Source organism: Spirochaetota bacterium, from assembly GCA_040756435.1.
Lineage (GTDB): Bacteria > Spirochaetota > UBA4802 > UBA4802 > UB4802 > UBA4802.
The window spans coordinates 32,717-58,770 of the sequence record JBFLZD010000002.1 but is presented as its reverse complement, the minus strand read 5'-3'; the positions used below and the strand labels follow the sequence as shown (position 1 = coordinate 58,770).

Below are 26,054 nucleotides of genomic sequence, written 5' to 3'. Positions count from 1 at the left end.
AAAGCTAAAAAATGCTAGATGCATAAATAGTAGCTGGTGCGGAGTATCTGGAGGAGTTTGGGTGAGAGCAATTAATTGCTAACTTTATGGATTGGGGCTACGTAAAATAGAAGAGACAGTATGTCGGAGCCAAATAACTTGCGTTACAGGCTATGGCCATGGATGGCGTCTGTAGCTTACAGGTAAGGATAAGATATTAGATACTATCTATCTCAGACGGTCAAGTGTGTGAGCGCCTGAGCAATGAGAAAAAGCAAAACTTTGTGGATGCAGCAATCCTAACACAGGGTACAAGAAGGCAACGCTGTTTGAATACGCAGAACGCAGAGTACACAACGGGAAGGATAGAAAGGTTTTTAGAATGAGAAAAAGAATATATATAGCACTGGGTTTATTACTTTTGCTTTCATGTGCAAAAGATATTACAAAAGTAACTATCGCTAAAACACCGGTGCCAAAAAATTTTACTGCTACTGATGTAAAGGTTATAAGCTACAGTGGCGATGATATTGCCTGCATGCTTTTTGCTCATCGCTTTTCACAGGGAAATATTGTATACTTTGAGATAGTTCCCGCTAATGATGTGAAAAAAATTGGTGCAACGTTTAATGAAAAAGTTATTCCGACTACAAAACGAAGCTGGGGATTCAGAGGTTTTTTTGCCATTGCACCTGACCAACAGCCCGGGACATATACTTTTACAGTAACTATCGGTACAAAAAAAATTGATATACCTGTTGAGGTTGTAAAAACAGCATTTCCTGTTTCAACCGTACCTATGGATTTGGGCAAGTTTTCTAAAAAAGAATATTTAGAGTCACCTGAAGTAGTGGAGTTTATACAGCAGTGTACTGAAAAAAAACAAAAAGCGTTTGCCACACAATATAGCGATCTTGTCCGGGGCAGAGCGTTTCATCCTCGTAATGTGCACGAGGTCAATTCCCCATTCTGGGCAAAACGGATATATAAACTTCATGACAGTACTTCAGGGAAAACACAAACGGTTGAGCGTATTCACCGCGGCATTGACTTAAACGGAGATACCGGGGATCCCGTGTATGCAATGCTTGATGGCATTGTGGTGCTTGCTGAAATGCTCTTCTATGAAGGCAATATGGTTATTATAAATCACGGCAATGGCATGTTCAGTTACTATATGCACATGGATACGCTGTATGTTACAAGCGGGGATACGGTGGTGGCAGGGCAGCTTATAGGAACGGTGGGAAGCACAGGCATGTCAACAGGTCCACATCTGCATGTATCACTTATGGTTAATGGTGTGCAGGTAAATCCTCTGAGTATTGTGATGCTACCTATACGAGATTAACAATACCATATTTGTATACATTCCCTTCCATAATCTACTTTACAAAATTGATATACTATTTTAACTATATAAAATAGTAATGATGTGCTATAGTTTTTATGCGATAGTTACTGTGAATAAACTGGAATGAACATATGGCAAAGCCAGCTGAGTATTTTATCAAATCAAAGAATTTAGACGAATTTAGAAACGATATCATTGCCTGTGATGGCAACTTTGATTTTGATATTGAAGAGATGATAGCATTAGGCAGCGCATATTTGGAGCGTTTTCCTGATTGCTTTTCAAATAGGAGCTGCCAGGATGTTCAGCTGGGATATCAGTTGGCAAGGATCTGTTTAGTAGAAAAATTGATTATAGGTTTTCCTCATGATATTAAAGATGCTTTTAGAAAGATGTTTTTCAGTGCCCAGGCTGTCAATGAGCAAATGGAGTATTTAAAGCAAAAATTACCCCATGATGAGCTATCAAACATTGTTGCCACAATACAGAACCGATTAGAGGAATATCACCTTAAAGTTGATAGTTTGCCTAAAGGCATGATCAAGGAACGCTTTGTAGGGGGCATTACCAATCTTTTTAATATTGCGTATCTATTAAAAATGAATGTAGCGCAAAAGGCTCATGAATAAAGAGTTTTTACACAGCATAAGCCATGAATTGAAATCACCGTTAAACTCAATTTTAACGCTATCAAAAGTTTTGCTTATGCAGGCTGATAGCCGCCTTACCCTTGAAGAAAAAGAGTATTTAGAAATTATTGAACGTAATGGTCAAAAACTTCTGGCCCTTATTAATGATCTTATTGAAGTGTTTGAAATTGATAGTGGTATACAATTGTCTGTAACAAATGTATCGATAGCTTCCGTGTTACATGATGTGTGTGAACGCTATGAAGGAGTCATCCGCAAAAAGGGATTGCAATTGCATATGCACTGCGATGATATTATACTGGCTACTGATGAGTCTCGCCTGTATCAGGTATGTGAAAATCTCATTGATAATGCGGTTAAATTCACTGAAGAAGGAAGTATAACAATATCGGCATATAAAAAAGATGGACACGGTGTAGTCAGTATTGCTGATACCGGCATTGGAATCCGCAGTGAGTATTTAGATACGTTGTTTACCGGATTTACCAGGGCTTCGGGGTCACTATCGTCAAAATATCCTGGCACCGGACTTGGACTTACCATCGTTGCCAGGCTTGTTACACTATTAGGGGGTACCATAGCTGTTGAAAGCCAGCTTGGCAAGGGGTCAACGTTTACCGTGCGGCTACCGTTACAAAAAGAACATGAAGTAACCAAGCGGCAACGTAAAACAATTCTTGTTATTGATGATGATCCTGATAGCATAGTGGTGGTTAAGGCTCTTTTGTCCAAATTGTATGACATAGTTGAAACACATAGCGGTCATGAAGGATTGAAACTTGCCCAGGATATAAAACCAGCATGTATATTGCTTGATTTATCACTACCTGATGTGTATGGGTTGGAGGTGGTCAAGCAACTAAAAGGGAATCAACAAACTGGCCATATACCGGTGATTATTGTATCAGCTTCTTCATTAAAAGATGAAAGAGGAATCATCATGGCATCCGGCTGTGATGATTTTATTCAAAAACCGTTTGCCATTGAAGAATTTGTGTTAAAAGTTCAGCGTTGGGTTACGGAATGAACACAATTTTAGTCATAGATGATAAAAAAGATAATCTGGTAAGTATTACCGCACTTCTGAAGAACCTGATTGCCAACTGTGAGGTTGTTACTGCACAATCCGGAAAGGAAGGTATAGAAAAAGCAGAAGAGCACAATCCTGATGTTATTATACTTGATATTAAGATGCCCGAGATGGATGGCTATGAAGTATGCCAGATTTTAAAAAACAATCCTAAGACGCGCCATATCCCTGTTATATTTCTTACCGCTATCCATACTGATACCCAGAGCAAAGTCAAAGGTTTAAAATTAGGGGCCGATGCATTTTTAACCAAGCCTGTTGATCAGGCTGAACTCATTGCGCAGATTAATGCAATGATGCGCATAAAACATGCCGAGGATATGCTGCGCAAAGAAAAAGACCTGCTTGAGGATATTGTATTACAGCGCACCAGTGAACTTTTGGCGTCGCAGATGCGCTACAAATCTTTGTTTAATAGCATTTCGGATATGGTTATTATTCATAAACGTGATGGGAAAATATTGGAAGTAAATAATACTACCTGTGAACGTTTAGGTTTTTCATATGATGCCATGATGCTAATGACACTACAACAGTTAACGGCAGAAGGGGATAGTGACAGGATACATCACTATTTGCGTTCAATTGATGAAAATACTGATTCCTATGAAACCTCATTTGTTGATAGAAACGGCAACACCATCCCTGTGGAGATTGTGAGCACTATCATTTATTATTTAAATGAAAATGCTGTACTGAGTGTTGCCCGAGATATCACTGAGCGAAAACACATTGAACATGTGCGCAATCAATTATCAATTGTACTGGACAACTCTGATGATGCAATAATTGGTATTACACTTGATGGCAAAATTGCTAGCTGGAACAAAGCTGCGCAGCATATTTTTGGCTATGCACTTGATGAGGTGGTAGGATGTGATATCAGTATACTATCGCCCCCATACAGGCCTGATGAATTTGACCAATTGCTACTACTAATTAAAAACAATGAGGCGATAGATCATTATGAAACAGAAGGGCTGGATAAAAAGGGTACGATACACAATCTATCAATGACTATCTCCCCGCTTCTTGATGAGCACGATAGTGTTATTGGCTGTTCAATTATTGCGCGAGATCTCACCGATGTGAAGCGCACAAAGGAAAAACTAAAAAAAGGCCTGGATATTATCCAGAATTTAGAGGATATTGCTCCTGCATATTTTATCACGTTAAATGAGGAAGGGAACATTCTCACCTGCAATAAAGCCATGTTACAGGCTACAGGGTACTTGCTAAGTCAGGTACTGGGTAAAACATGCTGTGATATTTTTATTCCAGATGTTGGGCAAAAGTCATTCCGTAATCAGTTGTCAACAATGAAGAGGACCAGAACAACACGCATTTTTGAAAGCCCTATCAATACAAAGAGTGGTGAAGAAAAAATTGTTCAGTGGCATGCACGGCCGGTATACAGCAATAATGAATTTGATTATTTCATGTTTATAGGAATTGATATAACTGAAAAAAAGCAGCTTGAAAGAAAGATACTTCAGGCAAACTTGGAAGAACGAAACCGCATAGCACGCGATTTACATGATGGATTGGGTCAGCATCTGGCAGGGTTAATATTCAAAACAGAAATGCTCAGGCTTAAGATAAAAAATGATTATCCTCAGGAAGCTGATGAAATTGTTGAGATACAGAACATGGTACATCAGGCTATTGAGCAGACGCGGCTCATTGCACGAGGTTTAAGCCCGGTGGATTTAACCAACAAAGGATTGTATTCATCGTTGCAGGAAATGATTGCTGATATTAATAAAAACTTTGCTATCAAAGCCATCTTAGAATGGAATATTACAAGTAACATTGACGAAGCAATCGATACAGTACATGTGTATTACATTATCCGTGAAGCATTAAACAATGCTGTGAAACATGCCAGTCCAAAAAACATTGCTATCACAATATCTGAAGATAATGCATATTATTATGTAAAGATTATGGATGATGGCAAAGGCATCCCGGATGAAGTTGATCTGGCAAAAGGAATGGGAATGCATATCATGCAGTACAGAGCATGGATTATTAATGCGTCGTTTCAGGTGCAGAATAACAAAAGTGGCGGAACGCTGGTGCAATGTATTATTCAGAAAGGGCCTCAGAAGTCCATTATAGAAAAACCTAAGACAGGTAAAAAATATACGGTTGTTATTGTTGATGACCATCCTATTGTGCGACAGGGTTTGCAACAGCTTATTAATACGCAGAAAAATCTAGAGGTAATAGGCCAGGCTACATCAGCGGATGAAGCAATAGATGTAGTTAACCGTAAAGTTCCTGATTGCATTATTGTGGATATTTCATTAAACGGGACAAGTGGCATTGAACTGGTTAAAGCGTTGAAACAGCGTTTCCCTAAACTGCCAGCACTTGTGCTTTCCATGTATGATGAAAAGTTATATGCAGAGCGAGCTATTAAAGCTGGTGCGCGTGGGTATCTCATGAAGCAGGAAGCACCGGATAAGATTATACAGGCCATCTATACGGTGTTAAAGGGGGATGTGTATCTTTCTACTGAAATGAAGGAACAGATGGTGCAATCCTTATCAGAAAAGGGAAAAATAGAGAGTCCGGTGGAAGCGCTTACAAATCGTGAATTTGAGATATTTCAGTTAATAGGGCATGGTCTGGGCAACAAGCACATTGCTCAAAAATTACATATTAGTGTTAAAACTGTTGAAAATGTACGAGAAAAGATTAAGATGAAACTACACGTAGAATCATCACAGGAACTTTTGCAATATGCAATAGAGTGGGTAAAACAAAATCGGACTGAATGATAGTAAAATATAAAAAATAAAATAAACAATATATACATAATCGCATAAGTAAATTCCCCTATAACAAAAATAAGAAAATCCCCTATTTACAATATCCTTATAATGTGCCATATTCATCATAGTAATTGAATAAGAAAACATTATGGTAGCACAGTACTGTATGATTTTGAATTTCATTATGGTTAGTGAGGATAATCTATGAGTTATATGCCAGGTGTATGCACCTTTTGTGGAACAGGATGTGGCCACTATCTCAAAGTAGATGGCACATCTGTACAGGGAGTTTTCCCATCGCGGGTACATCCAGTAAGTAAGGGCAGGTTATGTGTACGAGGATGGAATATCCATGAGTTATTGAGTACACAGGAACGGATTATCAGGCCGTATGTTAAAGATAGTGGCCAGGTTAGTTATAAAGATGCTATTGCCAAGCTTGTTTCGGCATTATCGCTGTATAAGCCTGAAGAGATTGCATTTTATGCCTCGCCACGTTCATCCAATGAGGACAATTTTGCACTGATGAAATTGGCCCGTTTAGTTTTTAAAACAAACAACATAAGCCTTCAAGCAGAATCAGGTCATCGTAACAGCTTAGATGTTTTGTATAACGGCACAGGATTTGCAGGTATGTTGGGATCGCTTGAGGACATACGAAAAGCTGAAGTGCTTATTGTAGCAGGGATGGATATAACCACTCAGAATCCTATCATTGGTAGTGAGTTGCATTATGCTGCACGGAGTGGATCGCTGCTAATTACTATCGACAGCCGCATGACAAAGATTGCAAAGCTTTCCAAAAAGTTTATTAATTGTAAGCCTGGAACAATGCGGATGGTTTTTGATGCAATTGCGTACTATATAGATAAACAACAGTGGGGAGATACAAAATCGGCACATTATGAAGAATATAAAAAGTATTTAGCAACTGTACCGTTTGATTCAATAGAAAAGGAAACAGGGGTATTGCCAGCTGAGGTAGCTTTTGTAGCAGAGCGGCTGATTAAGGCAAAAAGTGCTGCGGTATTTTTTTCCTCAGGTATTTCAGGATTAAGCTATGATACTGTTGCATCAATTTATAACCTGTTTGCGCTTGCAGGCAAGATTGGCAAAGAAGGTTGTGGAGTAAATCCTATTGCTGGTATAAACAATTTACAGGGGAGCTTTGATATGGGATGTGCTCCGGATTTACTGACAGGTTACCAGAGCATTGATGATGCAACCAGTAAAAAGAAATTTGAAAAAAAATGGGGACAGGAATTACCTACATTTAAAGGGAAGACCGTTGAACAACTTCTGTCCGATAGCTCATCACCACTCAAAGCTCTGGTGATTGTTGATCATGATGATGGCATTGTCAAATATGCAGACCGTTTGAAGTCATTGCCTTTTGTTGCTTATATTGGGGCATTTACCAATAAGGTTGTAGATTTTGCTCATGTTGTATTGCCCATCACAACATATATTGAAACTGATGGCACATTTACCAATACTGAGCGACGTGTTCAGCTTGCATCCCAGAAGTGCGCTCCTGCATTTGATGTGATGCCAATGTGGAAGCTTATAGATGCAATTGCAGAGGCAAAGAGCATTCCATTTAATTATAAGAGTGCATCAGATGTAATGGATGAGATAGCTTCCCTTACTCCTGCTTATGAAGGAATAAGCTATACATTGCTTTCCAAAAAACATGGGGTGCAGTGGCCGTGCACCAAAAAAAATCATGATGGTACAAAATACTGTGTGCCTGAAAAAGTTTCATTTGTGCTCCCACACAAGCCCTATGCAGCTGTGCAGGCAACACAGGAATATCCGTATCTACTTATGCTGGGTAAAGCACAGCATTACTGGCATCAGAACAATATCATGCATAAGACGTTTATTCCACTGCGTGAATATAATGCCACGTTGCTGTTGTATCCAGATGGGTATGTGGCCATAGCACCTGAAGATGCAAAGCAGATAGGAGTGCGTGACCGCTGGCCGGTAAAGGTTGTAGCCGAAAAAGCAAGCATGAAAGCAATGGTTATGATTTCAGATGATGTGGCACCTGGCACAGCGTATGTCCCCTATTTTATCAGAGAGGGGATTGCATCATTTTTATTAGCATATAGTGACATTGTGTCACAGGGCGAAGAAGCAACTATCCCAGTACGAATTGAGAAGGTGTGATATGTATCTGATTAAAAAAAATGATGTAAAAAAAATTGCAAAGGCCTTAGAAGAAAAGTATACGTTGTATGGACCCTATTTAGATGAGGCATTTGGGCAGTGTTTCTTTGATAAAGTAAGTGCAGACAACATTGATCTGAATGCACCTATCCCTGCCAATCCACCAAAGCATGTGGTGTTTCCTCATTTAGAAACAATCATGCAGTATAAATATGATAAAAATGCGAAGAAGGCGGACATCGCAATGGTCTTTGATGATGTGCCAAAGGCACTGTTTGGATTGCGTTCATGTGATTTAACGGGCTTACAGTGTATTGATAGGTTTTTCTTAGGTCAAGAATTTGTTGATGAGGTCTATCGCCATCACCGAAGCCGCATGTTCATAGTAGCCAATACCTGTGTTGTTCCGTTCAAGCAGTGTTTTTGTGTATGTACTGACAGCGGTCCTGCTGCACAGGAAGGGTATGATTTAAATCTTACGGATTTGGGCGATAGTTACTTGCTTGAAGTTGGCAGTGAAAAAGGCAAGGCATTTATTGAATCATTCAACTTCCCCAAAGCCACACAAGAACATGTAACGCAAAAACAGAAGCTTGTAGAAAAATCGATCACCATGTTTGAGGATATTGCAACTGAGTCAAAGGCATGGGTATCACGGGTGATGAACCGTGTAACAACAGGATTCATCAAAGAAGAAGTATGGGAGTATATTGGAAACCAGTGTATTGAGTGTGGTGCATGTTCGTATGTGTGTCCCACCTGTACCTGTTTTAACATAAATGACGCCAATACTATAGCAGGGAATACTGAGCGCTTGCGAACATGGGATTCATGTTCATACGAAGGATATTCCAGAATGGCAGGAGGTCATAATCCACGGAAACCAATAGAAGACCGAAGAAACAAGCGATTTTTCTGTAAACTGTCATACTCACAGTCAAAGAAATACCTGCGGCCAGGATGTGTTGGATGCGGGCGCTGCGCATGGGTATGTCCTGGCGATATAGGGTTACCCAATGTGGTTACATATATCCGAAGAGAAATTCATGAATAGGTGATAACTATGAGCGAACAGAAGATAGTAACAGTCCCAGAAATTGCCACAATTGAAGAAATTAAAGATGAGATTGTTGATGTAAAAACCTTTTATCTGAGGTTTGATAATAAGGAAATTGATGGCAATTTTACGTTTAAATCAGGTCAGTTTATTATGTGTACGGTATTTGGTGCAGGTGAATTTGCAGTATCGCTTCCACCCAGCCCTGAAAATGACCGTTTTCATATAACTGTGCGGCGAATAGGTAAGGTAACCAATGCGTTACATGATCTTCAGGTTGGTGATAAAGTGGGAATACGTGGACCATTTGGCAATGGGTTCCCATTTGAAGAAATAAAAGGAAAAAATGTTATCTATGTTGCTGGTGGTATTGGACTTATTCCTTTACGGTCATCAATAGTCCATGTATTGCAGCACCGTAATGATTTTGGTCGTATACTGCTTTTATATGGATCACGTTCACCACAGGATTTAATGTATCAGTATATGTTAGAACAGTGGCAGAAAATTGAAGGGTTTGAAACATTTATTACAGTTGATAATGGCACGCCTGAATGGAAAGGCAACGTGGGTATTATCACAACACTGTTTGATAAGGTAGAGATACCTGTAGAAAATACCGTGGCATTTGTGTGTGGCCCACCGGTGATGTTTAATGCTGTTATAAAAGAACTTATGCAGCGTGGAATTAAGGATGACATGATAATCTCAACGTTAGAGAGGCATATGAAGTGCGGCGTGGGAAAGTGTCAGCACTGTGCCATCGGGAGAACCCTGGTGTGCACTGATGGCCCAGTATATACTTACAGGCAGATTAAAACCTTAGGTGAGCAGATATGAGGTTGGCGACGCTGGAAAATATTTTTAAGGATACAACCTGCATTGTTGGAGTAGGCAATTACTATAGAGGTGATGATGCAGTAGGGCTGTACATTGTTGATACTCTGGCAGCTAAAGTTGTGCAGTCTCATGTGGTCATATTTAATGTAGAAGATGTCATTGAAAGTTATGTGTTTGCGATTGCCCAGTCAAATTGTAAAAATGTGTTGATCATTGATGCTATAGAAGCTGACGCAGAAGAAGGCACGGTTGTTTTTGGAAAACTCAGTGATTTTGTTGAAACGGGATTAGATGTATCAACGCATAAATTGGCATTACGGATGTCATGTAAAATACTGGAAGCATCTGGTAAAGATGTATACATGCTTGGGATAGTTATCAAGCATAATGATTTTGGAAAGGGACTATCGCCCATAATACTGGATAAAGTTGATTCAATAGTTAGTATGGTTCAATCCTCAATTATGAGCAACCAAAAGGAGTGTGTGTATGAACATTGATCTTTATGGAATGTTATTACAGGCTTTTGCTATATTGCTTGGTGCAAGTATCATTGTACCGCTTTTAGCTTCAAAAAGAAAATTAGCAGGCTGGATAAACACGATTGCAGTGGCAATTGCAGCAGGATTATTGTTGTATATTGCATATGTGGCAATCTTTGTACAAAAGGCAGCAGAAACACAGGCAATATATTTTGGTACTGTGCCAGTCTATTTTCTTATAGATGCGTTTTCAGGATTCTTCATTGCCATTATTTCCTTTATGGCAGTAATGAGCGCACTGTATTCTATTGATTATATGGAACATTATAAGGACTACTCACTTAAACCCTATTACATAAACTTCCCACTGTTCATTCTGGGTATGATTGGCATAGTAACCGTTGATGATTTGAGTATTGGATTCACAGTAGCATGGCAGCTTATGACAATAGCATCATATTTTCTGATTCGATTTGAATATAAAGAAAAGCAGAATGTGCGCAATGCAAATAAATATTTAATCCTTATGGAATTGGCATGGCTTTTTATAGTTGTTGGTGCATTCCTTATCAGTGGTTCGGTTATGGGTGATTCAATTCATACATTAACGCAAAAACTTGGCGCTACTGGAGGAATGATTCCGGTGGTGTATGCCCTGCTTTTGCTTGGTTTCAGCTTTAAAGCTGGCGTATTCCCGTTTGGGCAGTTATGGTTGCCTGACGCGCACTCTATTGCTCCTTCACCGGTGAGTGCACTGTTGAGTGGTGTCATGATTAAAACGGGTATTTATGGCATAGTTAGAACATTCTTCTGGATGATTCCACATGAAGGTCATACTGTTAATCCTTTAATATGGGGAAGTATAATTGCGACGTTTGGTGTAGTGACGTTATTTATTGGCACCTCCCAGTCTTTAAAGCAGAGCGATGCTAAACGCCTGCTTGCTTACAGCTCCATTGGCCAGATTGGATACATTGTTCTGGCTATTGGAGCTGGCCTGTACATGTACCACAGCAGTAATATGTTTGTACAGATGCTGTCGTTTCTGGTCATTATTGGAATATTGTATCATGTATTAAACCATGCTATCTTTAAAGGACTACTCTTTCTTACCGCAGGCAGTATAGTATATGAAACAGGTACAAAGGATCTTAATAAATTAGGTGGTTTGCTTACATTCATGCCTGTCAGCGCAGTGATTGCAGGAATTGCTTCACTGTCTATAGCAGGCGTTCCTCCTTTCAGTGGGTTTGCAAGTAAGTGGACAATAATCTCTGCTACACTACTTGGCGGCAGCCAGGTTTTCTTCCTTGCCCTCTTTGGCATCATTGCCCTGTTTACCAGCGCATTGACACTGGCATGTTATGTAAAATTTTTTGGGATGTCATTTGCTTCAGCCGGTGTAGAATGGAATGTTGAACACAAACCTCATGAAGTAACCTGGAAGATGCTTGTGCCTAAGGTCATTCTGGCGCTGCTTTGCATAGTTCAGGGGGTAGTTCCTTTCATTTATTATGAAACAATAATGAATATTTTTAAGTTCTCAACTGGTTCCATAGTGCAGACTTCATTCAATGAGCTATCGGCACACAATGCTGTGTTTACATCTGCTATGGGTGTAACAATAAATGTTCCTGGCATGCAGTATGCAAATGCTATTGCTGTTCCACTTGTGGTGATCGTAATAGTTATTATTGGATTTATAGTTGCGTATAGTGTGAAAAAGAGTGCGGGTTCTCAGGAAAAAGTTATGCCAACATGGTTGTGTGGGTATCAGGACCTTAATAATAATAACAGATATAAGGACAGACACATGTTTGCAGCATTAAAGTCCATGCTATGGTGGACAGGTGGTAATGTGAAATAATACAACATTTTGGAATAAGAGGTAAGATATGCCATCGATAGACCAAGTAAAAAAAGATTTGAAAGAAAAGTTTAAAAGCGCTGTCAAGGGCTTTGAAACACCACTTGAAACACGGTTGTTTGTTGATGTGGATAAAAAGAATATACGGGCTATATGTAATGCAGTCATTGCAATGGGCGCCCGTTATATGGTGAGTATAGGATATGATAATATAGCCCGTGATAATACATTGGGGTTAGTACATACTTTCAGTTTTGATAAAGACAACATCTTCTGTTGTTTAAGGACAAAAGTTCCTGCTGACAAACCAGTTCTTGATTCTATTACACCGGACATCCCTAATGCAGGGTGGTCGGAGCGTGAGTACATGGACTTACTTGGTATGCAGTTTGAAGGACATCCAAAGCCAAAACGGCTCATCCTTGCTGATGACTGGCCACAAGGTATCTATCCACTGCGTAAGGAAGTCCCATGGAATTTAATGCCTCCAGCAGCCGAAGATGTGGCATATCAATTAGATAAAGCTCCTGAAGGGTGCACTACCGTTCCTATTGGACCATTCCATCCCACATTACATGAGCCAGCACATTTTGCAGTGTATGTTGATGGTGAAACAATAAAAGGATGTGATTACCGTGGTTTTATGACACATCGTGGCATTGAGAAATTGTGTACCACACAGGTAACCTATAATGAAGTGCCGTTTATTGCAGAGCGTATTTGTGGTATCTGTGGATCGGTTCATGCTACCTCGTATTCACAATCGGTGGAGCTTGCTGCAGGAATAAAGATTTCCCGGAAGGCAGAGTATATTCGTACATTTATGTTAGAGCTTGAAAGGGTACATTCCCATCTATTGTGGTTAGGTGTTGCTGGCCACCTTATTGGATTTGATACGGTGTTCATGCATTCATGGCGTGTTCGTGAACCGGTAATGTGGTTAGCAGAAAAGATTACTGGCAACCGCAAAACCTATGGGATGATAATTATTGGTGGCGTACGCCGTGATATTTTGCCACACAAGGAAGATATTTTAAATGTCATGGATAAGGTGGAGAAAGAGCTTGTAGCAATAAAAAATGCAATCGTTGGCGATACTGCTATCCACCGAAGAACTAAGGGTGTGGGGTATGTTTCAAAAGAAGATACAATAAAATGGAGTTTGGTTGGGCCAGTTGCCCGCGCACGAGGTGTGGATATTGATACACGACGTGACCATCCCTATGCAGCATACGATGCAGTGCAATTTGATGTGCCGGTTGTTGATACCTGCGATGTATGGGGAACGGTGCTGGTACGTATCCTTGAAACATTTGAATCAATAAAGATTATACGGCAAGTGTTACGTGACATGCCTGTTGATGAACCATTGTTATATGAATTTGATGAGCCCATTAAGCCACTGGTTCATTCAATATCTGCTGTTGAAGCACCACGTGGGGAAGTCGTTCATTACCTTATTACTGGTGAAGAGAACAGAGCAGACCGATGGCGAGTACGTGCCCCCACGTATCCCAACTTACAGGGCGTACCGTTGATGTTACTGAATAATCAGTTAGCCGATGCACCAATAATCATTGGTAGCATAGACCCGTGTTTCTCATGTACTGACAGGATGGCACTGGTTGACGTAAAGACAGGCAGACAATCAATACTTAACAATGAAGAGCTTGAACGTCTGTCACGAAGCAAAAAAGTATAAGGCAGGTGGCATATGGATATTCTCATGATAGTACTCAATATTGTAGTGTTTTTGGGGTTAGCACCCTTATATGAAGGTATAATTCGAAAACTGACTGCAAAAGTGCAGTCACGGCAGGGCCCACCTATCTATCAGCCGTACCTGGATTTGCTTAAACTTTTGGGTAAGAATAATTTAGTAAGTGATAACTGGGCATTCAAGCTGGCACCAATGATGGCCTTTGCAGCAGTAACAGCAGTGGTTACGATAGTTCCTATTGGATTCAAGCCTAATATGCTCACACAGTATGCTGATGTCATCACTATCGTATATCTTTTGACATTAGCAGGTATTTCTATATTGTTGGGCGCATTATCAAGCAAGAATGCATATGCAATGATTGGTGCAAGCCGTGAGATGATAACCATGATTATGGTGGAACCAATACTGGCCATGACTTTTATACTGGGTGCAGTAAGGATGAAAAGCCTGGCTATCGATGCCAGCATGTTTAGCATTCTTTCTACTGGCTATTCATGGTCGGTGGTGCTTATGCTTGTAGTATATCTTATGGCATTGCAGGCATTTGTTGCCCGTCAACCATTTGATATTTCTGAAGCTGAAGTTGAAATACTGGAGGGCCCGTTTATTGAATACAGCGGTCCCAACTATGCACTATTTAAATATTCAATGATGTTAAAGCAGATGTTCTATGCGGTGCTTTTTGTAACGGTATTTATGCCTTTTCTCTATACGGGGATTTTTGTTGCTGACCTAATTTTGCAGCTTTTAGCAGTTGCAGTGATTTTTGTGCTGATTGCGTTACTGGGATCCACCAACCCACGGTTACGCATTGACCAGGCAGTGAAATACTATGCAGTGTTAATTGTCATATCATTATGTACCATTGCATTGAGTGTTTATGGAATATAAATCTTAACGTTAAGGAGAACGATCGTGTGGCTTACAAGTAAAATAAAACAGCTATTTGTAGTTACTAAGCCCGGTACGGTAACATTGCCCTATCCATTTGAACCGCATCCTGTGCCAGAAAATTACAGGGGTCAGCCATACTGGGATCATCATAAATGTATTGGATGTGGCGGATGTGCTAATCACTGCCCTGCCCGTACCATACTTGTGCGCGATCTTTGCAATGAACTCAGGGTAATGATGTATGATGGTTCACGTTGTACCTATTGTGGGCGTTGTGCGGACCTGTGCCCTGAAAAAGCAATAACAATGACATCACAGTATGAACTGGCAACTGATGACAAACGTGACATTAATGAAACAATGGAACTATTTATGCTGACATGTCAGCGCTGTGGGAGATGTTTTGATCATGAAATAAAGAATGCTATCGATAAACTGTCATATTTAGGATACCGGTATGATAATTTGGTGATGAGGGCAGTCATTCCTGTTTCTTCACAAACATTTGACAAAGAATTGTATGAAAAAACTAAGACCTATAAAAGGCCTGAAAAGATAGGAGAATAGCCATGTTGGGTAAAATAGCAAAGAAGGCATTTCCAAAATCATTGTGGGTGTATCACTGCAATTCTGGTGCGTGCAATGGGTGTGATATAGAAATATTAAATGTATTAACTCCTTACTATGATGTGGAACGGTTTGGTATCAAACTGGTTGCATCACCCAGGCATGCTGATGTAATGCTTATTTCAGGTGCTGTTACCAGACCAACATTTCCTTTGGTAAAAAAAGCATATGATGCAATGCCATCACCAAAACTTGTATTTGGGATTGGTTCATGTGCAACAGGCGGCGGTTGCTGGTTTGATACCTATAATGTGACAGGTGGTGCCGATAAGGCAATACCGGTTAATTATTTTATCCCTGGCTGTCCTCCAAGGCCTGAAGCAATTATTTATGGTGTTGCATTAGCGTTAGGTCTGGTGGATAAGAAGGCAGCTCCTATTGAATTGAAGCAGATTGAATTCCCAATAGATATCTATCAGCGAACGAAGGCATGGGAAGAAAGAAATGTCATTTATCAGCTGCTCTATGATTAAAATTTGGTAGATGGAGTATACACAATGGCAAAAAAAATATTATTAGTTGATGACGATAGAGACCTGGTTGAAAGCCTGAAACAGGCTTTGACCATGAATGGATATGAGGTGGAAGTTGCCTATAGTGGCGCTGAAGGCTTAAAAAAGTTACTATCGTATCATCCTGATCTTATGATTTTAGACGTCATGATGGAGACTGATACTGCAGGCTTTGAGATATCATATCAGATACGAAGCAACAGGGAGGATTCAAAATACAAAGACGTAAAAAATGTGCCTATAATCATGCTGACTGCAATTAATCAGGTAACCAACTCACGATTTTCGCTGAATGAAGAACAATCATTTCTACCCGGCATTAATGATTTTTTGACAAAACCGGTACGCATAGATGAGTTGCTGGATAAAATCAAAAAATATGTATGAGTTTACCGTGATGTGCATATAGTATCACAACAACCTGTTTACAATCGCAAAGCCGGAATGTCAGGATCTGATGTTCCGGCTATTTTCTATTTTTACTTACGTATCAATAAAAAGGTTGCAAAATATGTGCAATATGATTTATTATATTAAATAGAATTAAATGAATGATAGCATATTAATATGAAAAAGCGATTTGCCACACAGATACGGTTTAAATTATTTATTAGCATACTTTCCATTGTGCTTTTATCAGGAATTGCATCAACCTTTGTTGGCATACGGACAATTGAAAAACATGTTGTTGGGCAGGCATTTGATACTGTACTGAAGGATTTAGACACAGCTGATTTTATTTATAATAGCAGAGTTGCTCTTAAAAGCAAGATGCTCAAGCATATTGCTCTGTTAGAATATATTCAATTGGCAATTATGCATAATAACCGGCAGGTATTAATAAATAAATGCAAAGAAGTGCAGAAGGAATTGGGAATTGATATTGTCAATATTACGGATGCTCATGGGAAGGTGATTGCCCGAGCAAATAATTATTCATTTGGTGATGATGTTTCCGATGATAACCATATTTCGTATGTATTAAAAAATAAGGCACCATGTGAGGGAACAGATATTGTTACCCATAAACATCTTGAGCGTGAAGGAGAAGTAATAGCCAAAAAAGTAATTATTGATATTGTACCAACTCCTAAATCAAGAAAAGTTGAACGGACAAAGGTTGTTGATGCACTGGCAATACGAGCAACTATCCCCATATTTTATAATAATAATTTTATTGGTATTATTTATGGCGTAAGGATTTTAAATAATTATAACGGGATAGTAGACCAGATAAAAGAACTGGTATTCAAAGATGAAAAGATTGGGGGACTTGAGGTTGGTACTTCAACAATATTCCTGGATGATGTCAGAGTATGCACCAATGTAAAAAAGCCTGATGGTTCACGAGCAATTGGAACACTGCTTTCAGAGGAAGTATACAATAAGGTCATTTTGCAGGGAAAGGTCTGGTGGGATAAAGCATTTGTGGTTAATAACTGGTATATATCTGCGTATAAGCCACTATTAAATGTATATCATAAGCCCATTGGTATTCTTTATGTTGGGATACTTGAAAAAAAATTTGATGAGATTAAGACAAGTTCAACGGTTAATTTTGCGGTGATAACAATTTTAATTGCAATTGTTGCTGTGGGGATTTCACTGTATCTTTTAAACATGATAATTCAGCCTGTACGCACTTTGGTGAAGGCTTCAGAATCGGTTATAAATGGAAACTATGACGCACACATTGAGATAGAAAGCGAAGATGAGATAGGATATTTGTGTTATACATTTAACCAGATGATTGATGCAATCAAAGAAAGAGATAGAAAGCTGAAAGAACAAACGCAAAACCAGATATTGCAATCTGAAAAGTTAGCCTCACTTGGAAGACTTGCATCAGGCATTGCTCATGAAATAAATAACCCCCTTACGGCCATTCTTACCTACAGCTCACTGTTACTGGAAGATTTGAAGGATACTGATTTTGAGGAAGACTTAAGAGTAATTATTAAGGAAACATTACGATGCAGGGATATAGTGCGTAATATTTTAGATTTTGCTCGTTCAACAAAACCTGATATCAAACGGACTAATATAAATATTCTTATAAATGAAGTTCTTCTGATTCTTGAGAAGCATGTTAACTTCCACAATATTGTCATTAATAAAGAACTGGATCCTGATGTGCCTGATATGTATATAGATGAAAATCAGTTTAAGTCGGTTATTAATAACTTAGCAATGAATGCAGCGGATGCAATGCCACAGGGAGGCACATTGACAGTGAAGACACAATATAATTTACATAACGATAGTATCACCATCATTGTTTCGGATACTGGAATAGGCATCAAGGAGGATCATTTAGATAAAATATTTGATCCGTTCTTCACAACAAAGGAACAGGGGAAGGGTACCGGGCTTGGTCTTGCTGTAACCTATGGTATTATTAAACGATACCATGGTAATATTGATGTGCAAAGTGAGATAGGGAAGGGCACAATTTTTACCATTACATTCCCACTGTCTAAAAATAAGGAAGAATATGCAGTATTTCAAAAAACATGAAAGGTGTGAACCATGAAAGATATTCTTGCTAAAATTCTGATAGTAGATGATGAGGATATAGTACTCAAAAGCTGCCTCAGAGTGCTGCAGAAACTGGACTATGAAATTGAAACCGCATATTCAGGGCAAACTGCGCTGGATAATCTTGAAAAAAAGAAATATGATATTGTTGTTACCGATCTCATGATGCCGGGCATGGATGGCATGCAGCTATTAGAGGAAATAAAAAAAAGGTACCCGGAGGTAATTGTCATTATATTTACCGGTTATGCAACGGTTGAAACAGCACGGCAGGCATTGAAGGCAGGAGCTTTTGATTATATCCCCAAGCCATTCACTCCTGATGAGTTGCGCAATGTTATTGAAAATGCAGTTAAAAGCTTAAAAAACAAAAAGCAATAGTAAGTAAAATTAGTGAAAAAATTTCACTAATTATTCCTAAATGTAGAAATTTGAATAAAATATTAAATAGTGTACCCCCCCCGCCGCCTTCGGCGGCGGGGGGGTACACTATATTCATTATGAAATTTTTTAAGGAATTATTACTGAAAAATTTTTACTCCTTTATTATGCATATTCCTGAATTAATCTATCATAGTGGCGGTTCTTTTCTTCATGCAATTCCATAAGTTCTTCAAGTTCATCATACAAGCTGCTCAATGTTTTTTCCAGTTTATTAATTTCAATGGATAAACGCTGAATTTCACTGCTCTTCTGTGATTGTGATGCAATGATAATATCAGCATTATATTGTTTTAAAAGATTATCGTAATGCATGATTTCATTTTCAATATGCTCAATGCGCTGCTGCAATGGTCTGCATTCACTCTGCTTTTGCTGCAGTAATTGTGAACGAATCCTTCGTAATTCTTTTTTGTTGAGCTTGCCTTCAGACTGTTCTGTATTATCTGCCTTTGATGTATCTGATTCTGAAATCCAGCCTACTTTTTCCAGAAAGCGTTCGTAATCGCCTTCAAAAATGCTTATGGTATTATTTTGAAAAACGATTAATCGCTGTGCGATAGCTCGAAGGAAAAGTTCATTATGGGTAACCAGTATCACAGCGCCTTCAAAGCTGTCGATAGCCGTAAGCAATGCATCGCAGGCTTCCATGTCTAAGTGATTAGACGGCTCATCCAGTATAAGAAGATTTATTGGCTTAACCAGAATTTTCCCCAACAGAACCCGGCTCTTTTCACCGCCTGAAAGAACCGACACAGGTTTTAATGCATCATCACCTTCAAAAAGAAGAGAGCCGCATATATTGCGTGCAAGCTGTTTGTTGTTATCAGGATCGCTGTAGAAAATCTCATCTTCTATGGTAGCATTGGGGTTTAATGTTGAAATATTTGTTTGCTCAAAATATCCTGTTTCAACACCTAATGCTTTGGTGATAGTTCCTGATTGAGGCTGCAGGCTGCCTGCAAGGAGTTTGCACAGTGTGGTTTTCCCTTTGCCATTTGGGCCTATTATGCAGATTCTATCGCCGGAAGCTACCGAAAATGAAAGGTTGTGTATTAAAGGTGTTTCATCATAACCAAATGAAATAGAATCAACCTGCACAACATATTTTGCTGTTATGGGCTTGTACCTGAATTCAAAATCCAGATTTTTTAATGGTATTAGCTTTTCTCTTTTTTGCATCTTTTCTATAGTCTTGATTCTAGACTGTACCAGGTTGGCAAGCCGTGCTTTTGCCCTGAATCGTGAAATAAATTCTTCTATTTCTTTTTTTCTGCGCTCATCGTTGATGCGGGTTTTTTCATATATTTCTTCTTCAAGTGCAATTTGCTCATAGAATTGCTGGGTATTGCCCTTTATTTTTTTTATCCGGTTGCGATGAATCCCAAGAGTGTGGGTAACAATGGAATCCATGAAACCTCTGTCATGCGTAATAAATAGAAGCTCACCTGACCAGTTTTGTAAAAAACTAGCTAACCAGCGGATAGAAGTAATATCAAGGTAGTTGGTTGGCTCATCCAGTAGCAGCATATCAGGGTTCAGTATAAGGGTTTTTGCTAGCTGCAGGCGTACCTGAAATCCACCTGAAAGTTCATCCACCCTTTTTAGCATGTCACTGGTGGTAAATCCCAGCCCCGATAAAATTTTTTCAGCACGCCAGTATTCATGCTGCTCGGATTCAGGCAAAAGCGATAGCGCTTCATCGCGGACCAGCGGTTTTGTACAATAAAGCTGCTGTGACATATAGCCAATGGTGTAATGGCGTGGTACAGACACACTGCCTTCATCAGGCTGTTCAATGCCAGCAATGATTTTAAGCAACGTTGTCTTTCCCAGTCCGTTGCGACCAACAAGCCCTACCTTTTCTTTACTGCCGATTGTAAAGGTGACATCTTCAAAAAGAAGTGTGCTGCCAAATCGTTTAGCTAAATTTTGAACTGAAATCATTCTGAAATATCTAAGCTTGTAAATTCAATACCGTACTCTTTTCCAAACTGATTTAATGATTCAAGACATTTTTGTTTTACGACATCAAAATTTTTTTCAAATTCCTGTTTGGTATAACCAGCGGCACATTTTGACAGTTCTTGGAATGCCTTATTGCTCATTTCCTGGTCTAACTTCTCAAAGGTAAAAAACGGTGTATAGGGATCCCATAACAAGAATGTTGTCCTGACTGTTAGTTTTTGTTTGGAGCTATCGCCAAATTCTATTTCCTGTGATACCGGTACCCCCTCCCTTTTTTCAACGGGAACAATCCGCGCAGAAACAAACGGGCTGATAATATGTAATCCCGGCAGTAACGTTTTATGATATTTGAGTTTTTTTTCAATAATGCAGATAGAATCACGAGGGACAATCTTTATCATCCTCTTGAAAAGAATTACAATAATAATTATAATAATGCTGTACACATACACCATAGTGTTACCTCCACAAAAATAATAAATACTTACTGCATTTTATGTGGTGTAGAAAATTGCTAAGGACAAGTCTATAATACTATGTACATCAGCCAGTAAATATTTTCAACAAAACTTTTTGTATTTTGGCGATAGTTCATGCTATTATATCTCAGGCTGCCATATATACCGTTGCAGGTAATATAATGTATTTCATGGAAAAGAATTGCTTTTAATATGATATTTGTAGATGGATGTATGGAATCTAACTTTTATGAAACTTCCCTATCAAAGTATTCATGAAAAGTATAGATTACCCCGCCTTCAAACAATGGGCACAATTTGCTCAATATGTTCTATTTAAGAATACTGTGGGAAGTTTTAGTCCATAGTAAAAAGCTTTAATGAGCACACAAAGAAAATGATGATTATTTGTCACTAATTATTCCTAAATGTGGAAATTTGAATAAAATATAAAATAGTGTACACCCCCGCCGCCTTCGGCGGCTGGGGTGTACACTATATTCATTATGAAATTTTTTAAGGAATTATTGCTGATTATTTGTTAAATATGTAACCTAAAAAATACACTTGAAAAAACTGTATTGAGGATATACAATTCATTGTATAATTTAAGGGAAATGATATGGATGTTGAACCAATACGAATTCTTGTTCTGGATGATGACCCCTTCATTGGCAAGATGCTTGCTTCAATGTTAGCTGGCTATAATGTTAAAACTACAACATCGTTTGGCCAGTTCCAGGAAGTTATAGAAGAATTTAACCCTGATATTGCAATTATAGATTTACATTTGCCAGATGCACATGGCCTTGATGTGTGTAAATGGATCAGAAGCCAGAATCAGTATGAAGATGTTATCCTGTATATATTGACAGCTACAAACGATGAACAAACTTTGATCAGGGCATACAGCATTGGCGTTATGGATTATATCATAAAGCCTTTTAACAAGTTTATACTATTTTCAAAATTACGCCGATGTGCTCTGATGATTGAGATTAAGCGAAAGCTTGAGCATTCATTGGAATATCAAAAAGATATAAAAAATCGATTATTACAACTGAATGATTTTATTAAAAAGTGTATTAAAATTGATGACATTGATACTCTTGTAGCATTGTTCCTCCATATTAAATATATTATTCAACTAGATGGATTATTTATATTTAATAAGCTTAAGACAGGGAAATATACAGTATTAAAATTAATTTCACATGAATCCTGGCAATCCCTTATTCCTAAACTTCACAGGGTTATTACTCAAAATGCTATTGAACCTGTTTCATTTTTCTTTGAATCCACTACTCAAGTATATATTGCCAGCATATCCCTGCAGCAGTATGGATATGTATTTTTTGTCAGTAATGTTCCTTACACTCCGGATGAAAAAAATCTTATTGGATTATTAGCAGAAATCATAAGAGTCATAATAAGCAGAACTGAGATTTACGAGTATGTTCAGAAGCAAAATAAAATATATCGTGATGAAATATCAAAAGTACGGCAGATACAAGTTGCACAATTACCAAAATTCAGAAACATAAATGGATATGAAATAGCCTCAACATTTCTGCCAGCGGAAGATATCTCAGGTGATTTTTTTGATGGATTTTATATTGAAAAAGGTGTTTACCAGATTGTCCTTTGTGATGTATCCGGCCATGGGATAGCATCGTCTTACATTGGTAATGCAATGCGTACACTTATCCGCACATTCAGCTTCAATGAACAATCCCCGGCTAAAGTGTTGTATAAGGTTAACCGGCAGATGATTGCTGATGGCAAAGGGTTATATTACTTTGGAACAGCAGTAATTTGCAGACTATATCCCGATGGTAGAATATTTTATACATCTGGTGGTCATCCTCCACTATACTATTATAAGCATAATTCCCACACCATTGAAGAGTTACCCAATACCGGTGGGTTGTTAGGGGTTTTTGATGACATGGATTACCAGGATAATACAATTACGATGCAAAGTGGCGATATGTTGTTTTTATATACTGATGGTTTAACCGAATCCATGAATCCTGCCTTAAAAACTCTGTATGGAGATCAACGGTTAAAAGATACAATAGTTACAAATGCACATGAAAACCTGGTAGAATTGTTACACTCGATATGTGGAAGTATGTATGAGTTCACTGAGTATGCACCATTAGAAGATGACGTCACGTTAATTTGCTTTAAAAAAATTTAACTTTTCTTAAAAGCCTGTAGTCTAAAGTCTTCTATTATACCAGCTATATATGCTTGAATTTTTCTTATTGCTGATGGGGCTGTGTCACCCTGAAATTGTGCTATAATTTTTTTTCGTTTTTCCTGGCTTACGTAAAGCTTTGAAAATGATATGTGATTACCATTGCTAACATATAACAGGATATCAGATAGCCATTGGAATATCTGGTGCAGGAGGAAAGCACATTCTTTTAAATATTCATTTTTGTCTTTTTCAATTTCTATATACGTAACAGATGGTCTCCGTAAAAGTGCTATATGGTCTTCAATTCGTTTTGAAAAACGTTTTGGATTATATGAAGATACATACTGTAACTGCTGCTCAAATTCATACAGTTTGCTATGGTCATCAAGGATAATCCATAAAACAGGGAAATAAAGCTCAAGCAACTCATTACATGCACCATACATATGCATAATCTCAAAATGTGCTTTTGGGTGGAATTCAATCTTTGGATATTTTTTAATTTTTGCGGTCAATTCTTCAATGAGCACATCAACTTTTTTACTGAAACTGCTTTCACTTTTTTTCTCCTCATAACGCTTTCGTATTGTTTCAAAATGGGCAATTTCAGCTATAATAAAAGCTTCTAGATCAATTTTGTTTCGCAGTGCAGACTGTAAGCGCTCTTCAAATGCCTCTTTGTTAAACCAGCGGGGGTTATATTTATGTGCATATTCATCGTATTTATTTCGTAGTTTGGCAATTAAAATTTCTATCTCATTATCCTGTAACATATGCATTACCCACTTTTATTCTTTTTTAATACGCTTCAGATAGTTTGCGATTAGTATACCAATACACTCATTAATATATCCATGCAAGCATCATTTGGGAATAAATAGTGAAAAATGATGATAAAATGTCGATTATTATACATAAGGAATAGTTACGTCCTCATTTTCTTAAATTTTACGTAAAGGATGATCAGTGGCTATCATTCAACTTCCTGATCAATGTAAGGACCCTTTCAGCTTTGAATCGGTTATTGCCCTGTACCAGCATATAATCAATCAGAAAGCTAAAGGGCTTGATTTGTCTCATGTGACTTTTATTGACCCTTATTCATTATTATGTTTGCTTCTTATTGGTCGAAATTACCTGCGATTAACAGGGAACAAGTTGACTTTGCATCGCATCCCGTCACAAATATTGCAGTATATGGCAAGGATGGATTTCTTTGCTCATACTATATTTGATTGTGAAGAAACACTGGATAAGCACAAACAGCTGAGGCGAAGCATGGCTTCCTCACGGTTGCTTGAGGTTATTGAAATACCGGGGAAAGAAAAGGAAAGTGTTAAAGTTATTGCAAAAGTTATAGCTACTTTCAGAAAGCGAGCCCTTGTCATTTTAAAACACTGGTTGACGTTAACCATGGTGGATTATCTTGTTACCGTCATTTCAGAAATATGCCAGAATATTTTTGAACACAGTTTAGATTCAGGGTTTATTGCCATTCAGAGCTATATGTATTTAAATGAGCGCATATTCCGAATAGCTATTGTTGATTCAGGTATTGGAATACCGGGAACATTTGAATATATGCCTGAAATTAAAACATTGTCCAATGCAAAGTTGCTGCAAACTGTTTTAACAACACCACTTTCAAGTAAACGCCGCTATGGATATGGTTTGTGCCAGGTTAATGCCATTATGGAACAACTGAAAGGTTCAATTTTTTTACGTTCAGAAAATGCGTATATCAGTGTTTTACATCATCGCCGTTCATCAAGAGGGAGTTATATATTTCTGAAAGATGATTGCCCATCTTTTCCAGGTACACAGTTTTCAATCACACTTATTGGATGAAATAATGGTAATTGAAATAAAAAAATTAGCAACAGCAGTTGCCATAACGCGTAAAAGCACTGATTTGTTTACACGGTATATTGGCAAATTGTTATTTCAGAAAATTCAAGAAAAGCTAAAACATCTTGCCCAACATGAAGTGGTAATCATTGATTTTGATGGCATACGCTCAGTTGATGCTTCATTTGTTGATGAGTGCATTGTACCTTTATTAGAACTATCGCAAACAAATACTTTTCCATTTTATATCAAGTTAGTCAATATAACTGATAATGTGGAATATATTGTTGATCAGGTGATTAGAATGACTCATGATCAAAAGCGGTATATAGTTATGACCGATAGATTATGTAAAAATGGATGTCATGCGTTGGGATCTGTATCAGAAATGGAAAAGGATATCATTGAATACTGTGTCATAAACAAACAGGCAACTGGCGTTGATATTGCGTCATTTTTGCATGTATCAGAAACCGAAGCACAAAATTGCCTGATGCGTTTGTATGAAATGCGTGCAGTAAGAAAGATAGATAATGACAATGTATTCCATGCTATTTAGTAAAAT

Annotated in this window: 22 protein-coding genes; 19 read left to right on the top strand and 3 right to left on the bottom strand. The window is 38.3% G+C overall.

Annotated elements, in window-relative coordinates; all coding sequences use genetic code 11:
• The first annotated feature begins 361 nt into the window (after positions 1-361).
• The 16 genes from AB1444_01115 to AB1444_01040 all read left to right on the top strand — a co-directional run bounded on the left by AB1444_01115 (position 362) and on the right by AB1444_01040 (position 18,949).
• Complete coding sequence (locus AB1444_01115; protein ID MEW6525249.1) at positions 362-1,330, top strand: M23 family metallopeptidase; 969 nt, start codon at positions 362-364, stop codon at positions 1,328-1,330.
• Positions 1,331-1,464: 134 nt separating this feature from the next.
• The gene (locus tag AB1444_01110; GenBank protein MEW6525248.1) at positions 1,465-1,962 is read left to right on the top strand and encodes a hypothetical protein; all 498 of its coding nucleotides are present in this window, start codon (positions 1,465-1,467) and stop codon (positions 1,960-1,962) included.
• Positions 1,955-3,010 (top strand): hybrid sensor histidine kinase/response regulator, encoded by a 1,056-nt coding sequence (locus AB1444_01105; protein ID MEW6525247.1) that lies wholly within the window; start codon positions 1,955-1,957, stop codon positions 3,008-3,010. Before AB1444_01110 ends, AB1444_01105 begins: the two co-directional genes overlap by 8 nt.
• Positions 3,007-5,859: a PAS domain S-box protein gene (locus AB1444_01100; protein MEW6525246.1), complete on the top strand. Its 2,853-nt coding sequence runs from the start codon at positions 3,007-3,009 to the stop codon at positions 5,857-5,859. Before AB1444_01105 ends, AB1444_01100 begins: the two co-directional genes overlap by 4 nt.
• A 198-nt stretch (positions 5,860-6,057) precedes the next feature.
• A complete protein-coding gene (locus AB1444_01095; GenBank protein ID MEW6525245.1) occupies positions 6,058-8,028 on the top strand; it encodes a molybdopterin-dependent oxidoreductase in 1,971 nt (656 codons plus the stop codon).
• Between the two features lies 1 nt (position 8,029).
• On the top strand, positions 8,030-9,082 hold the full coding sequence (locus AB1444_01090; protein MEW6525244.1) for a 4Fe-4S dicluster domain-containing protein: 1,053 nt from the start codon (positions 8,030-8,032) through the stop codon (positions 9,080-9,082).
• Positions 9,083-9,091: 9 nt separating this feature from the next.
• Positions 9,092-9,925, top strand: coding sequence for an FAD/NAD(P)-binding protein (locus AB1444_01085; GenBank protein MEW6525243.1), 834 nt, complete (start codon positions 9,092-9,094; stop codon positions 9,923-9,925).
• On the top strand, positions 9,922-10,425 hold the full coding sequence (locus AB1444_01080; GenBank protein MEW6525242.1) for a hydrogenase maturation protease: 504 nt from the start codon (positions 9,922-9,924) through the stop codon (positions 10,423-10,425). Before AB1444_01085 ends, AB1444_01080 begins: the two co-directional genes overlap by 4 nt.
• Positions 10,415-12,274, top strand: a complete 1,860-nt coding sequence (locus AB1444_01075) for a proton-conducting transporter membrane subunit (GenBank protein MEW6525241.1) — start codon at positions 10,415-10,417, stop codon at positions 12,272-12,274. Before AB1444_01080 ends, AB1444_01075 begins: the two co-directional genes overlap by 11 nt.
• A gap of 28 nt (positions 12,275-12,302) precedes the next feature.
• A complete protein-coding gene (locus AB1444_01070; protein ID MEW6525240.1) occupies positions 12,303-13,976 on the top strand; it encodes an NADH-quinone oxidoreductase subunit C in 1,674 nt (557 codons plus the stop codon).
• A gap of 12 nt (positions 13,977-13,988) precedes the next feature.
• Complete coding sequence (locus AB1444_01065; GenBank protein MEW6525239.1) at positions 13,989-14,888, top strand: complex I subunit 1 family protein; 900 nt, start codon at positions 13,989-13,991, stop codon at positions 14,886-14,888.
• Between the two features lie 24 nt (positions 14,889-14,912).
• Positions 14,913-15,458 carry a 4Fe-4S binding protein gene (locus AB1444_01060; GenBank protein ID MEW6525238.1) on the top strand — a complete coding sequence of 182 codons (546 nt, stop codon included), beginning with the start codon at positions 14,913-14,915 and terminating at the stop codon, positions 15,456-15,458.
• A 2-nt stretch (positions 15,459-15,460) separates the two neighbouring features.
• The gene (locus tag AB1444_01055; protein ID MEW6525237.1) at positions 15,461-15,991 is read left to right on the top strand and encodes an NADH-quinone oxidoreductase subunit B family protein; all 531 of its coding nucleotides are present in this window, start codon (positions 15,461-15,463) and stop codon (positions 15,989-15,991) included.
• A 24-nt stretch (positions 15,992-16,015) separates the two neighbouring features.
• On the top strand, positions 16,016-16,417 hold the full coding sequence (locus AB1444_01050) for a response regulator (protein ID MEW6525236.1): 402 nt from the start codon (positions 16,016-16,018) through the stop codon (positions 16,415-16,417).
• Between the two features lie 180 nt (positions 16,418-16,597).
• On the top strand, positions 16,598-18,547 hold the full coding sequence (locus AB1444_01045) for a cache domain-containing protein (GenBank protein ID MEW6525235.1): 1,950 nt from the start codon (positions 16,598-16,600) through the stop codon (positions 18,545-18,547).
• Positions 18,548-18,559: 12 nt separating this feature from the next.
• Positions 18,560-18,949: a response regulator gene (locus AB1444_01040; GenBank protein MEW6525234.1), complete on the top strand. Its 390-nt coding sequence runs from the start codon at positions 18,560-18,562 to the stop codon at positions 18,947-18,949.
• 165 nt (positions 18,950-19,114) lie between these two features.
• Here AB1444_01040 and AB1444_01035 read toward each other — a convergent pair whose 3' ends face one another.
• Both AB1444_01035 and AB1444_01030 read right to left on the bottom strand, forming a co-directional pair.
• Positions 19,115-20,956, bottom strand: a complete 1,842-nt coding sequence (locus AB1444_01035; GenBank protein ID MEW6525233.1) for an ABC-F family ATP-binding cassette domain-containing protein — start codon at positions 20,954-20,956, stop codon at positions 19,115-19,117.
• Positions 20,953-21,432, bottom strand: coding sequence for an SPFH domain-containing protein (locus tag AB1444_01030; GenBank protein MEW6525232.1), 480 nt, complete (start codon positions 21,430-21,432; stop codon positions 20,953-20,955). The genes AB1444_01035 and AB1444_01030 overlap by 4 nt, the downstream gene beginning before the upstream one ends.
• Before the next feature lie 625 nt (positions 21,433-22,057).
• Here AB1444_01030 and AB1444_01025 point away from each other — a divergent pair.
• A complete protein-coding gene (locus tag AB1444_01025; protein MEW6525231.1) occupies positions 22,058-23,638 on the top strand; it encodes a SpoIIE family protein phosphatase in 1,581 nt (526 codons plus the stop codon).
• On the opposite strand, the gene AB1444_01020 is transcribed toward AB1444_01025, so the two are convergent.
• Entirely contained in the window at positions 23,635-24,414 is a 780-nt protein-coding gene (locus AB1444_01020) for a hypothetical protein (GenBank protein MEW6525230.1), read from the bottom strand. The genes AB1444_01025 and AB1444_01020 overlap by 4 nt on opposite strands.
• 193 nt (positions 24,415-24,607) lie before the next feature.
• On the opposite strand from AB1444_01020, the gene AB1444_01015 reads away from it, so the two are divergent.
• Both AB1444_01015 and AB1444_01010 read left to right on the top strand, forming a co-directional pair.
• Positions 24,608-25,489, top strand: a complete 882-nt coding sequence (locus AB1444_01015; protein MEW6525229.1) for an ATP-binding protein — start codon at positions 24,608-24,610, stop codon at positions 25,487-25,489.
• Positions 25,490-25,493: 4 nt separating this feature from the next.
• The gene (locus AB1444_01010) at positions 25,494-26,048 is read left to right on the top strand and encodes a DUF4325 domain-containing protein (protein ID MEW6525228.1); all 555 of its coding nucleotides are present in this window, start codon (positions 25,494-25,496) and stop codon (positions 26,046-26,048) included.
• Positions 26,049-26,054: the final 6 nt, after the last annotated feature.